Annotated in this window: 9 protein-coding genes; 6 read left to right on the forward strand and 3 right to left on the reverse strand. The window is 74.0% G+C overall.

Annotation, left to right across the window (positions count from 1 at the left end; all coding sequences use genetic code 11):
* The first annotated feature begins 78 nt into the window (after positions 1 to 78).
* The 5 genes from leuS to AB0O11_RS27480 all read left to right on the forward strand — a co-directional run bounded on the left by leuS (position 79) and on the right by AB0O11_RS27480 (position 8,947).
* The gene (leuS, locus tag AB0O11_RS27460) at positions 79 to 2,967 is read left to right on the forward strand and encodes a leucine--tRNA ligase (protein ID WP_363392117.1); all 2,889 of its coding nucleotides are present in this window, start codon (positions 79 to 81) and stop codon (positions 2,965 to 2,967) included.
* A gap of 324 nt (positions 2,968 to 3,291) precedes the next feature.
* Positions 3,292 to 4,116: a hypothetical protein gene (locus AB0O11_RS27465; RefSeq protein ID WP_363392119.1), complete on the forward strand. Its 825-nt coding sequence runs from the start codon at positions 3,292 to 3,294 to the stop codon at positions 4,114 to 4,116.
* An 85-nt stretch (positions 4,117 to 4,201) separates the two neighbouring features.
* On the forward strand, positions 4,202 to 5,047 hold the full coding sequence (locus AB0O11_RS27470) for a DegV family protein (RefSeq protein ID WP_363392121.1): 846 nt from the start codon (positions 4,202 to 4,204) through the stop codon (positions 5,045 to 5,047).
* A 150-nt stretch (positions 5,048 to 5,197) separates the two neighbouring features.
* Positions 5,198 to 6,205 (forward strand): helix-hairpin-helix domain-containing protein, encoded by a 1,008-nt coding sequence (locus AB0O11_RS27475; protein WP_363392123.1) that lies wholly within the window; start codon positions 5,198 to 5,200, stop codon positions 6,203 to 6,205.
* Between the two features lie 78 nt (positions 6,206 to 6,283).
* Positions 6,284 to 8,947, forward strand: coding sequence for a ComEC/Rec2 family competence protein (locus AB0O11_RS27480; protein ID WP_363392125.1), 2,664 nt, complete (start codon positions 6,284 to 6,286; stop codon positions 8,945 to 8,947).
* A gap of 225 nt (positions 8,948 to 9,172) precedes the next feature.
* Here AB0O11_RS27480 and AB0O11_RS27485 read toward each other — a convergent pair whose 3' ends face one another.
* Positions 9,173 to 9,466 carry a hypothetical protein gene (locus tag AB0O11_RS27485; RefSeq protein ID WP_363392127.1) on the reverse strand — a complete coding sequence of 98 codons (294 nt, stop codon included), beginning with the start codon at positions 9,464 to 9,466 and terminating at the stop codon, positions 9,173 to 9,175.
* A 74-nt stretch (positions 9,467 to 9,540) separates the two neighbouring features.
* Between AB0O11_RS27485 and holA the strand changes: the two genes are divergently transcribed.
* Entirely contained in the window at positions 9,541 to 10,539 is a 999-nt protein-coding gene (holA, locus tag AB0O11_RS27490) for a DNA polymerase III subunit delta (protein WP_363392128.1), read from the forward strand.
* Positions 10,540 to 10,618: 79 nt separating this feature from the next.
* Here holA and AB0O11_RS27495 read toward each other — a convergent pair whose 3' ends face one another.
* Positions 10,619 to 11,299, reverse strand: a complete 681-nt coding sequence (locus AB0O11_RS27495) for a hypothetical protein (protein ID WP_363392130.1) — start codon at positions 11,297 to 11,299, stop codon at positions 10,619 to 10,621.
* Positions 11,300 to 11,718: 419 nt separating this feature from the next.
* Positions 11,719 to 11,988, reverse strand: coding sequence for a 30S ribosomal protein S20 (gene rpsT, locus AB0O11_RS27500; RefSeq protein ID WP_224284197.1), 270 nt, complete (start codon positions 11,986 to 11,988; stop codon positions 11,719 to 11,721).
* Positions 11,989 to 12,275: the final 287 nt, after the last annotated feature.

Below are 12,275 nucleotides of genomic sequence, written 5' to 3' on the forward strand. Positions count from 1 at the left end.
CGACCCCGTCCCGGGCCGGGTCCACGGGCCGGGCGCCTGCGCGGTTCGCCAACTGACATCGATGGAGCTTGAAGGACCATGAGCGAGACGACCCCTGCGTCCGGCGCGGCCGAGACCGCGACCGAGCCGTTCCGGTACAGCGCCGCGCTGGCGGCCGAGATCGAGTCCCGCTGGCAGGACATCTGGGAGAAGGAGGGCACCTTCCACGCCCCCAACCCCACCGGTGCGCTGGCCGACCCGGCGGCCGGCGACGTCGCCGCGAAGCCGCACAGCTTCATCATGGACATGTTCCCGTACCCCTCGGGCGCGGGCCTGCACGTCGGCCACCCGCTGGGCTACATCGCCACCGACGTCTTCGCCCGCTACCAGCGGATGACCGGCCACAACGTGCTGCACACGCTGGGCTACGACGCCTTCGGCCTGCCCGCCGAGCAGTACGCGGTGCAGACCGGCACCCACCCGCGGGTCTCCACCGAGGCCAACATCGCCAACATGCGCCAGCAGCTGCGCCGGCTGGGCCTGGGCCACGACCCGCGCCGCTCGATCTCCACGATCGACCCGGACTACTACCGCTGGACCCAGTGGATCTTCCTGCAGATCTTCAACTCCTGGTACGACGGGGACGCCCGCAAGGCCCGCCCGATCGCCGAGCTGGTCGCCGAGTTCGAGTCCGGCGCGCGTGAGGTCCCGGGCGGGCGCGACTGGGCCGGGCTGTCCGTCGCCGAGCGCGACGAGGTCCTGGGCGAGTACCGCCTGGCCTACGCCAAGGAGGTGCCGGTCAACTGGTGCCCGGGCCTGGGCACCGTGCTGGCCAACGAGGAGGTCACCGCGGACGGCCGCTCCGAGCGCGGCAACTTCCCGGTCTTCAAGTCCAACCTGCGCCAGTGGATGATGCGCATCACCGCGTACTCGGACCGGCTGATCGAGGACCTGGACCTGCTGGACTGGCCCGAGGCCATCAAGCTGCAGCAGCGCAACTGGATCGGCCGCTCCGAGGGCGCCCGGGTCGACTTCGCGGCCCCCGGTGACGAGAAGATCACCGTCTTCACCACCCGCCCCGACACCCTGTTCGGCGCCACCTACATGGTGCTGGCCCCCGAGCACGGCCTGGTCGACTCGATCGTCCCCGCCGCCTGGCCCGAGGGCGTGCCCGCCGAGTGGACCGGCGGCGCCGCCACCCCCGCCGAGGCCGTCGCCGCCTACCGGGCCGCGGCCGCCGCCAAGTCGGACGTCGAGCGGCAGGTCGAGGCCAAGGTCAAGACCGGCGTCTTCACCGGCGCCCACGCCGTCAACCCGGTCAGCGGCGAGTCCGTCCCGGTGTTCATCGCCGACTACGTGCTGATGGGCTACGGCACCGGCGCCATCATGGCCGTCCCCGCCCACGACCACCGCGACTTCGCCTTCGCCCGCGCCTTCGCGCTGCCGATGCGCTGCGTCGTCGAGCCCACCGACGGGCGCGGCTTCGACCCGGCCGAGTGGGACGACGCGTTCGACACCTACGACTCCGTCATCGTCAACTCCGCCCGCTCCGAAGGCGACCTGTCGCTGAACGGGCTGAGCGTCGTCGACGCCAAGGCCGCCGTCACCGCCTGGCTGACCGAGCGCGGCATCGGCGAGGGCACCGTCAACTACCGCCTGCGCGACTGGCTGTTCAGCCGCCAGCGGTACTGGGGCGAGCCCTTCCCGATCGTCTACGACGAGGACGGCGTCATGCACGCGCTGCCCGAGTCGATGCTGCCGGTCGAGGTCCCCGAGGTCGACGACTACTCGCCGCGCACCTACGACGCGTACGACGCCGGCTCCTCGCCGGAGACCCCGCTGTCGCGCAACGAGGCCTGGGTCAACGTCGAACTGGACCTGGGCGACGGCGTCAAGAAGTACCGCCGCGAGACCAACACCATGCCCAACTGGGCCGGCTCCTGCTGGTACGAGCTGCGCTACGTCGACCCGTCGAACTCCGCGGCGGTCGTCGACCCGGCCAACGAGAAGTACTGGCTGGGCCCGACGGAGAACAAGCCGGCCGGCGGCGCCGACCTGTACGTCGGTGGCGCCGAGCACGCTGTGCTGCACCTGCTGTACGCGCGCTTCTGGCACAAGGTGCTGCACGACCTGGGCCACGTCTCGTCCGTCGAGCCGTTCCACAAGCTGTTCAACCAGGGCATGATCACCGCCGACGTCTACCGCGACGAGCGCGGCTTCCCGGTGCCCGCCGCCGAGGTCGAGGAGCGCGACGGCCAGTACTTCTGGCAGGGCGAGCCGGTCAAGCGCGAGGCCGGGAAGATGGGCAAGTCCCTGAAGAACGCCGTCGCGCCGGACGACATCGCCGACGAGTACGGCGCCGACACGCTGCGCCTGTACGAGATGTCGATGGGCCCGCTGGACGTCTCCCGTCCGTGGGACACCCGCGCCGTCGTCGGCTCGTACCGCTTCCTGCAGCGCCTGTGGCGCAACGTCGTCTCGGAGGCCACCGGCGAGCTGGTCGTCACCGAGGAGGAGCCGGACGAGGCGACGCTGCGCGCCCTGCACAAGGCGATCGACGGCATCCGCGGCGACATGGCCGGGCTGCGCTTCAACACGGCCGTCGCCAAGGCCATCGAGCTGAACAACTACCTGGTCAAGCGCGGCTCCACGCCGCGGACGGTGGCCGAGCAGCTGGTGCTGATGGTCGCGCCGCTGGCCCCGCACATCGCCGAGGAGCTGTGGCGCCGACTGGGCCACGGCGAGTCGCTGGCGCACACCGACTACCCGGTCGCCGACCCGGCGTACGTGGTGGACGAGACGGTGACCTGCGTGGTCCAGATCAAGGGCAAGGTCAAGGCGCGGCTGGAGGTCGCGCCGGGCATCTCGGACGCCGAGCTGGAGGCGCTGGCGCTGGCGGAGCCGGTGGTCGTCGCGGCGATCGGCGGGGCCGAGGTGCGGAAGGTGATCGCGCGGGCGCCGAAGCTGGTGAACATCGTCACCGGCTGAGTGCGGCCGCTGCTGCGGGAGTGATCGGGCGGGCGTCCTTCGGGGCGCCCGCCCGGCGTTTGCGGGGGTGGCAGCAGGCGTGGCAGCGGGGGTGGGGGCGTGGCAGCGAGGGTGAGGGTGCGGCGGCGGGGGCGAGGCCGGGGGTACGTGGGGGGTTGGGGTTCGAGGGACCTCGGGGAGATCCCGGATCTGACCCTGATCTCCGTCCGTCAGGGCTGCTCGGGCTGCCCTCGGGCGGACTCCGGCGGCTACCGTGGAACCCACGGCGATGCGGCCCGCGTTGGGCCCGGTGGCGGTCGGAACGACGGCGGAAGGTGGCGCGCGATGGACGTGTTCGGCGTGGTGATCGGATTGGTCCTGCTCTTCGGGGTCGCGGTGATGGTCCTGGCCGTGGTCGGTACGGTCAAGGCCGCCAAGGCCGTCGGCAAGAAGATCGAGAAGCACGAGGCCAACGCCCGGCGCGCCGTGGAGACCGCCACCCTCAAGGCGAAGACGTACACCAGGATCGGCCCGCCCGCGCAGATCGCCTCCGTCCGGCTGGGCCTGCGGACCTCGCTCGACGGCACCCGGCAGGTGCTGGAGGGCGGCCTCGCCCAGGACGGCCAGCTCGGCGAGTCGCTCGCCCTGCTCCGCCGGCTCGACGCGCACGCCGCCGAGCTCGACGGCGAACTGCGGATGCTGGAGCGCGAGCCGGACACCGCGCGGATCGCCGCCAAGCTGCCGGAGCTGCGCGAGCGGGCGGAGCGGATCACGCACTCGGCGGAGACCATGCGCTGGGCGGCGCAGGACCGGATGCACCGGTTCGCGGACGACGAGCTGAGCCGGCTGAGCCAGGAGTGCGAGAGCGAGGCGGGGGCGCTGCGGCACTGGGACGCTGCGGGGAGTGCTTCCTCCGGTTCGGCGGGTTCGTCGGGTTCGTCGGGGGGCTCCTCGGGCGGGGCGACGGGTCGCGGGGGCGCTTCGGCCGGGGGTGTTTCGGGTGCTTCGGGTTCTGCCGGTTCGGCGGGGGCGGCCGGGGGTGCGGCTCGGGCCGGGCTGACCGACGGGAAGGGGCGTCCGGGTGCGGAGGAGCTGCTCGGGCTGGCCGATCCGCTGACCAAGCTGGCGCAGCGGCTGCGCAAGCCCTCGGCGGGGCCCTCGGCGGGCTGAGCCGGTAAGGCGCGGCACGAGGCCTTCGGCCGGTGCCCGGACCGGGCGCTGTCCTCCCGGACCGACGGGGAGTAACCTCCGGCTCATGCCCTCCGACCTCGCACTTGTCACCGATTCCACGGCCTATCTGCCGCAGGAGGCCCTCGACCGTTACGGGATCACGATGGTCCCGCTGAGCGTCGCGGTCGGTGACTCGGTCCGGAGCGAGGGCGTCGAGATCTCCCCGAAGGACGTGGCCGAGGCGCTGCGCGGCAAGCAGCGGGTGACCACCTCCCGGCCGAACCCGGAAACCTTCGCCGCCACCTACCGGGCGGCCGCCGAGGCCGGGGCGAAGGGGATCGTCTCGGTGCACATCTCCGGCGAACTGTCCGGCACCGTCGAGGCCGCCCGGCTGGCCGCAGCCGAGGCGCCCGTACCGGTGCGAGTGGTGGACAGCCGGATGGTCGGGATGGCGCTCGGGTACGGGGTGCTGGCGGCGGCCGAGGCGATCGCGGCCGGACAGGGCCTGGCCGAGGCAGCCGAGGCGGCCGGCCGGCGGGCGGCCGGGACCAGCGGGTTCTTCTACGTCGACACCCTGGAGCACCTGCGCCGGGGCGGCCGGATCGGGGCGGCGCGGGCGCTGCTCGGCTCGGCACTCGCGGTCAAGCCGCTGCTGCACCTGGCCGGGGGGCGGATCGAGCCGCTGGAGAAGGTGCGGACGGCGTCGCGGGCGATCGCGCGGCTGGAGGAGATCGCGGTCGAGCGCTCGGGGGAGCAGGAGGTCGACATCACCGTGCACCACCTGGCCGCCGAGGACCGGGCCGAACCGCTCGCGGAGCGGCTGCGGGCACGGGTGCCGGGGCTACGGGAGCTGTACGTGGGCGAGGTGGGGGCGGTGATCGGCGCGCACGTCGGGCCGGGGCTGCTCGCGGTGGTGGTCGCGCCTCGCTGAGGGCGGGGGTGGCCGTCGGCGGGTGGGTGGTCAACTTCGGGTGGCCCTGCTCGCTCTTGTGAGTGATGCGTTTTATCCACAACCCCCGGGTTATCCACAGGGTTTCGTTGATTTCCGCGCGTTCGCCGGAAGGCTCCTACCGTCCTCGGCATGACGACCATGGGCCTGGGCGCGGCAAAGCGCGATGCGATCAACGAGACGGTGCGGCTGCGGATGGCCGCGCTGCTGCCGACGGATGACGAGGCGTTGGGCGGCGCGGGCGGGGGTCCCCCGGGGGCGGCCTCGCCGTCGACGGGGGAGCGGGCGGCGTCTGCCACCGGGCCGCCGTCGCCGGCCGCGATGCCGGCGCCGCCGGATGCGGGTGATGCGACGGACCCGGGTGAAGCCGGGGATCCATCGGGGGCCGGGGTGCGCCCGCGGTTCTCCTTGTTCCCCTCGCTGGCCTCGGCGCTGGCGCTCGACCGGCGCGCGGTGGCCGGGCTGGCCATCCTGCTGCTGTTCGCGGTCGGCTACGCCGTGCAGCACTTCTGGCTGGCCCGGCCGGAGACGGTCGCCGTGCCCGCGCTGGCGGCGGTCGCGGCACCGTCGGGATCCGAGCCGTCCGTCCCCGCCGACACCTCCGCCGCTGCTGCGTCCGGAGCCGGAGCCGGAGCCGGAGCCGGTGGTGGTGCCGGTGGTGGTGGCGCCGGAGCCGGTGGTGGTGCCGGGTCGGCCGTTGTGGTGGACATCGGCGGGCGGGTCCACCTCCCCGGCCTGCAAACCCTGCCCGGCGGCTCCCGGGTGGCCGACGCCCTGCGGGCGGCGGGCGGTCCGCTGCCGGAGACGGACACCAGGAACCTCAACCTGGCCCGCGTCCTGACGGACGGTGAACAGATCCTGGTCGGCGAACAGGCGCCCGCCCCCGCCCCGGCCGGCGCTCCGGCCGGCGCAAGCGGGAGCGGGCCTCCGGGCCCCGCCGCGTACCGACCATCCGTCAGCCTCAACCGCGCCACTCTCGAACAGCTCGACACCCTCCCCGGTGTCGGCCCCACCCTCGCCCAGCGCATCCTCGCCTACCGCACCTCGCACGGCTCCTTCCGCTCCCTCGACCAGCTCCGGCAGGTCAGTGGGATCGGGGCCCGTACGTATGCCGAACTCCGCCCGCTGCTCACCCTCTGACGCCTGCTCTGCGCTTGCCCTTGCCCTTGCCCGTTTCCCACACGCTCGCGCCCCCGGTCCGCGAAGGGAGATACCGCCATGTCCGTCGCCACCGCTCCGGCCGCTCCGGCCGCGGCGTCCCGCTCTCCGGGTGCCGACTTCCGGTTGCTGCTGCCCGCCGTCTCGGCCTGGGCGGTCACGGCAGCGCTCCTGCGGATGGAGCCGGGGTACGAGGCCCTCGTCCTCACCGCGGCAGGCCTCGCTGTGCTCGTTGCCGTCCTGCTGCTCGCCCGGCGGGGGGTCCTGCGCCGGCGCGGGTCCGCGGCGACGCTGGCCGCTGTCCTGCTCACCGGCGCGGCGGCCGCGATCGCCACCCCGCTGCACACCGCCGACCTCCACCGGGGGCCGCTGCCGGAGCTCGCCCGTGCGGCCGTGTCCGCTGAGCCGCGAGCGCCGGGCGTGTCGTCCCCGGTGGTGGAGGTGGAGCTGACCGTCGCGGCGGACCCGAAGATCCATACCCCCCGGGGCGGTACCGTCGGCGGGCAGACGCTCCTCACGGTGGACGCGGTGGCCGACCGCGTCTCCCTGCTCCCGGACGGGCGGACCACCCGCACGCGTACGCCGGTGACCGTCATGGCCCGAGGGGCGAAGGGCGAGCCCTGGCAGCGGCTGCTCCCGTCCCAGCGACTGGCCGTGGAGGCCGAGGTGCGCCCGGTGGGGGAGGGCCGTGACACCGAATCCGCCGCGCTGCTGGTCGTCCACGGGCCGCCCCGGCAGCTGGCGCCGCCGAGCCTGCCGCAGCGGATCGCCGGCCGGCTGCGCGAAGGCCTGCGCTCGGCCACCGACGGACTTCCGGCGGACGCGCGCGGGCTGCTCCCGGGGCTGGTCGTCGGCGACACCTCGCGCCTGCCCGACGACCTCGACGACGCCTTCCGGGCCACCGACCTGGTCCACCTGGTGGCGGTCAGCGGGGCCAACCTGGCGATCGTCCTCGGCGCGCTGCTGGGTGCGCCCGGGCAGGCCGGCACCCCGGAGCGGCGCGGGCTGGCCGCGGTGCTGGGTCTGTCGCTGCGCACCGGTGCACTGCTCGGCACCGCGCTGACGCTGGCCTTCGTCACCGTCTGCCGGCCCGAGCCCAGCGTGCTGCGGGCGGCCGGGACGGGGCTGATCGGCATGCTGGCCCTGGCCACCGGCCGTCCCCGCCGAGCGGTGCCCGCGCTCGCCGGAGCGGTCCTGGTGCTGGTCCTGCTGGACCCGTTCCTGGCGCGCTCGTTCGGCTTCCTGCTCTCGGTGCTCGCCACTGCCGGGCTGCTCGTCCTCGGGCCGCACTGGGCCGAGGCCCTGCGGGCCCGGCGATGGCCACGCCACCTGGCGGGCGCGCTCGCGGCGACGGCGGCCGCCCAGGCGCTGTGCGCTCCGGTGACGGTGGTGCTGTCCGGGCACATCAGCCTGGTCGGCATCCCGTGCAACCTGCTGGCCGAGCCGGCGGTGGCCCCGGCGACACTGCTCGGCTTCGGGGTGCTCGTCCTGCACCCGTTCCTCCCGGCCGTGGCCCACCTGCTCGTGGCGCCGGCCGCGGTGCCGGTCGGCTGGCTCGCCCTGGTGGCACGACGCGGCGCCGAAGTCCCGGGCGGCCAACTGGTCTGGCCAGGAGGGTGGTTCGGGACGGCGACGGTCGCGCTGGCCGTCCTGGCGACCTGCTGGGCGGCGCCGCTCCTCCTGCCCCGACGGGCGGGGCCGGGCAGGCCGACGCCCACCCGGCGGCGCTGGGCGCGGGCCCTGGTGACGGGGGCGCTGACGGCGGTCCTGCTGGCCGTGCTGCTGCGCCCGCCGCAGCTCACCCGGATCGCCACCGGCTGGCCACCGCCTGGGTGGCGACTGGTGATGTGCGACGTCGGGCAGGGAGACATGCTGGCCCTCGCAACAGGGTCGCCGGACAGTGCGGTGGTGATCGATGCCGGGCCGGATCCGAAAGCCGCGGACAGATGCCTGCGCGACCTCGGCATCACGACGGTTCCCTTACTGCTGCTGACGCACTTCCACGCCGACCACGTCGAGGGCGTGCCGGGCGTGTTGCGCGGCCGCAGGGTCGGCGCGATCGAGGGCACCACGCTGGACGACCCACCGGAAGAGGCGGCCCGGGTGGCGGGCTGGGCCGCAGGTGCCGGCCTCCGGTTGCTGAGAGCCGGTCGGGGTGAACGGCGCTCGGCCGGTGCGGAGTTGGCCTGGGACGTGCTGTGGCCCGTCCCCGGTGCGGCTGTCGAGGCACCGGGCCCGAACAACGCAAGCGTCGCATTGATGGTGTCACTGACAGGAGGGCTACGGATGGCACTGCTCGGAGATCTCGAACCCCAGGCCCAGTCGGCCTTGTCGGGCCGGGTGGGGAAGGCCGATGTCGTGAAGGTGGCACATCACGGATCGGCCCACCAGGACTGGGACCTGGCCGACGGACTGAGGCCCCGGTTGGCCCTGATCTCCTGCGGAGAGGGCAATCCGTATGGCCATCCGTCCCCGAGGACGGTCGACCACCTGCGCGCACTCGGTGCCACCGTGCTGCGCACCGACCGGGAGGGCGACATCGCGGTGACGGGTGACTCCCCGGCCACCCTCGGCGTGGCCGTCCACCCCCAGCCCTCCCACGCAGCCCGCCACCCGCGCAGCCACGGCGGGAGCGGCGGGAACCGCGGGGGCGACGGGCAGGGCTCCGCAGCCCACGCCCACCCCGAGCAGACCCCGGCCTCCCCCCGAGCCCCGCCCGTGTGACCCCCGCGCTCTCCTCCTCCCACCAATCACGTGGGGCAGGGAAAGGGGTAGGGGGTTGTGGGAGGAGTGGAGAGGCGCGGGCGCGGGGCCAGAAGAAACGTTCCGGCGCGCTCCGGGCAAGCCCGGAGCGCGCCGGCGAAATGCCACCAGCTCGCGGGTGAGGGCGGCGGCGCCCAGGCGGTGGCCGGTACCGGGTACGGAGGTGCCGGGTGCAGCCTCAGGCCCTCAGGCCTCCTCGCGCCAGCCCTCGTAGCCGGCCGCGAGGGTGTCGAGGGCGTGCAGCAGCGCAGGGGTCCAGCCGCTCTCCGGGGCCTCGGCCACGATCAGCCACTGGGCGTCCTCGGCGTCGTCCTCGCCCGCGAGCGCGTCGCGGACGACTTCGAGCTCGCCGAGGTCGGGCTGGGTGGCGCCGAGCTCCTCGGCGGCCTCCTCGGCGGCGTCACGGTCGGGCAGGACGAGTAGCAGCCGGGCGTACGGGTCGTCGACGGCCGGGAGGTCGGTGGTGTGGTTCTCGGTCACCGGGCCATTGTCCAGGTCGGGCCGCCCGCTCCGTCGGGCGGGAGTGTCCGCGCCCCGTGGGATGCTGGTACGCGATGGCCAGGAAGAGTGCACCCGACGACCTGCTCGCCCCGCTGACCCTCGCGGTCGGCCAGGAGGAGCTGCTGCTGGACCGCGCGGTCGCCCAGGTGGTGGCGGCGGCGAAGGCCGCGGACCCGGACACCGACGTGCGGGACCTGCCGCCCGGCGGCCTCCAGCCCGGCGGCCTGGCCGAGCTGACCACGCCGTCGCTGTTCGCCGAGCGCAAGGTGATCGTGGTCCGGGCCGCGCAGGACCTCTCCGCCGACTCGGTGAAGGAGGTCAAGGCGTACATCGAGGCGCCGGCCGAGGAAGTGATCATGGTGCTGGTGCACGCCGGCGGAGCCAAGGGCAAGGGCCTGCTGGACGCCGGGCGCAAGGCCGGCGGGCGCGAGGTGGCCTGCGCCAAGCTGGCCAAGGCGAGCGAACGGCTGGCCTTCGTCAAGGGCGAGTTCCGCACCCTGGGCCGCTCGGCGACCCCGGAAGCCTGCCAGGCGCTGCTGGACGCGCTCGGCAGCGACCTGCGCGAGCTGGCGGCCGCCTGCCACCAGCTGACCTCGGACGTCGAGGGCGCGATCGACGAGACGGTGGTGGCCCGCTACTACAGCGGCCGGGCCGAGGCGACCGGCTTCGAGGTGGCCGATCTGGCCGTCACCGGCCGGGCCGCGGAGGCGCTGGAACGGCTGCGCTGGGCGCTGGCCGTCGGCCAGCCGCCGACCGGCATCACCTACGCGCTGGCCTCCGGCGTGCGCAGCATCGGCCGGCTGGCGAGCGCGGGGCGGAACATGCGCCCGGCCGACCTGGCCCGCGAGCTGGGCATGCCGCCGTGGAAGGTCGACCGGGTCCGCCAGCAGATGCGCGGCTGGACGGGCGACGGGGTGGCCACCGCGCTGACCGCGATCGCCCAGGCCGACGCCGCCGTCAAGGGCGGCTCGGACGACCCGGCCTTCGCCCTGGAGCGCGCGGTGGTCGCCGTCGCCCGGGCCGCCCGTGCCGGCTCCAGGCCCGCCTACTGACAGCCGTCTGCCGACGGCGGCACGGTACGGCGGCACGGCACGGCACAGCGGCACGGCACGGCGGGCAGCGGAGCCGGACCTACTTCTTCATGGCCCGGACGGCGTCCTGCCCGTCCGACTGGAGGGCACTGCGCAATTCCTCCTTGGACGGCGGCTTGCCCTTGCCCTCGGTGTAGCTGGCCGTGTAGTTGATGTAGTAGGTCATCCCGCCGTCGCGGATGTCCAGTTCGGCGTAGACGCTGTGGTACTTGTCCGAGCCGTCGTCCTTGTACAGGAAGTACGCCTCCTCGCCGAGCCCCGTGATGTCGGTGACCTGGTAGCCGCGGGCCCGGTAGAGCTCCTTGTTGGCCTCCAGCTCGGGTGCCGGGTTGACCGCCTTGTGCAGATCGGCACGCAGGTAGAGGTTGGCGTACTCGCTGTCGTTGTTGCCGCCGGTGCGCTTGAGCGACATCGAGCAGTTCATGCTGTCCAGCGCCGGATGCCGGTCGGTGTGGTGGGTCGGCGCGGAGGTGTCCGAGACGGAGTACGTCTGGAGGATCCTGCTGGGCTTCCCGGTGGTGCAGAAGTCGTCGGAGAGGTGGTAGCCGTGCAGGCCGCGGGGCGAGGAGTCGCTGCTGACCAGGCCGGGGACGGCCATGACGGCGGCGGTCCAGCCGACCGACACGATCACCGCGCCGACGAACGCCCAGACGGCGTTGCGCCGCAGGTTCCCGCTCCTCCCGGTCCCCGGCGCGGCGGGCAGGCCGGGTGCCGGGGCCATGCCGGGCGCGGCGGGCAGCCCGGGAGGCGGTCCGAAGCCGGCGGGACCCGCGGTAGCCGGAGCGCCGGGTACGGGCTGCGCGCCCCTGCCCGGCTGCTGCGGGTAGCCGTACCCCGGTCCGTTCGGTGCCGGTGGCGGCGGTGGCGTTGTCATGGAAGTTCCCCCCTGGGCCTGGCGTCGGGGTGCTCCCCCGCACCTCGATCGGACCTGACCGACCATAGCGGCCGGGCCGTGGAACGCGACAGGCGCCGCAGTGGCCTCCGGGGAAGAGGCCGACTGCGACGCCTGCCGCACTGCTTCGTTGCACCGCACCCGCGTGGCGAACGCAGGCCGCGTGCGGTGCGAGTCTTGCGCGCCTCGGGGGGCCGGGTAGAGGGCCGGGCCGTCCCGAAGCGGTGGGGGTCACAGCCCCCGGGGCGTCAGGCCTGGGCGGCCGTGTTGACGCGCTTGGTGATGGCCGACTTCTTGTTGGCGGCCTGGTTGGCGTGGATGATGCCCTTGCTCACGGCCTTGTCCAGCGCCTTGGAGGCGGCGCGGGCCAGCTCGGTGGCCTTCTCGGTCTCGCCGGCGGCAGCGGCCTCACGGGCCTTGCGCAGAGCGGTCTTCAGCGAGGACTTGACGGCCTTGTTGCGCAGGCGCGCCTTCTCGTTGGTCTTGTTGCGCTTGATCTGGGACTTGATGTTCGCCACGAAGGAGCCTCAGTCTGTCTAAAAGGTCTGAACGGGGTCGCACCCGGCGGCCTTCGGTCCAGCTGAGAGGGCATGCCGAGGCCAGGTGCAGCAGCCCACGCTACCAGGGGCCCGCTTCCCGCCCCAAACCGGGCTCCCGCCGCGGACCCCGCTCCTGGGCCGCGCGGGGGCGGCGGACGGAATCGGACGGTGCCCGAACGGCAGCCCGCCCCGCGCTCGTGGGAAGATGGGAGGAACTATTTCGATCGGACGAGACTGTCCGGTCCCCGGGAAACCGGTCAGCGATG

The organism is Kitasatospora sp. NPDC093102, assembly GCF_040683915.1.
Taxonomy (GTDB): Bacteria; Actinomycetota; Actinomycetes; order Streptomycetales; family Streptomycetaceae; genus Kitasatospora.

Coding starts and splice junctions, on each gene's coding strand:
- leuS (WP_363392117.1), top strand. CDS start 79: ATGAGCGAGACGACCCCTGCGTCCGGCGCGGCCGAGACCGCGACCGAG.
- AB0O11_RS27465 (WP_363392119.1), top strand. CDS start 3,292: ATGGACGTGTTCGGCGTGGTGATCGGATTGGTCCTGCTCTTCGGGGTC.
- AB0O11_RS27470 (WP_363392121.1), top strand. CDS start 4,202: ATGCCCTCCGACCTCGCACTTGTCACCGATTCCACGGCCTATCTGCCG.
- AB0O11_RS27475 (WP_363392123.1), top strand. CDS start 5,198: ATGACGACCATGGGCCTGGGCGCGGCAAAGCGCGATGCGATCAACGAG.
- AB0O11_RS27480 (WP_363392125.1), top strand. CDS start 6,284: ATGTCCGTCGCCACCGCTCCGGCCGCTCCGGCCGCGGCGTCCCGCTCT.
- holA (WP_363392128.1), top strand. CDS start 9,541: ATGGCCAGGAAGAGTGCACCCGACGACCTGCTCGCCCCGCTGACCCTC.
- AB0O11_RS27495 (WP_363392130.1), bottom strand. CDS start 11,299: ATGGCCCCGGCACCCGGCCTGCCCGCCGCGCCGGGGACCGGGAGGAGC.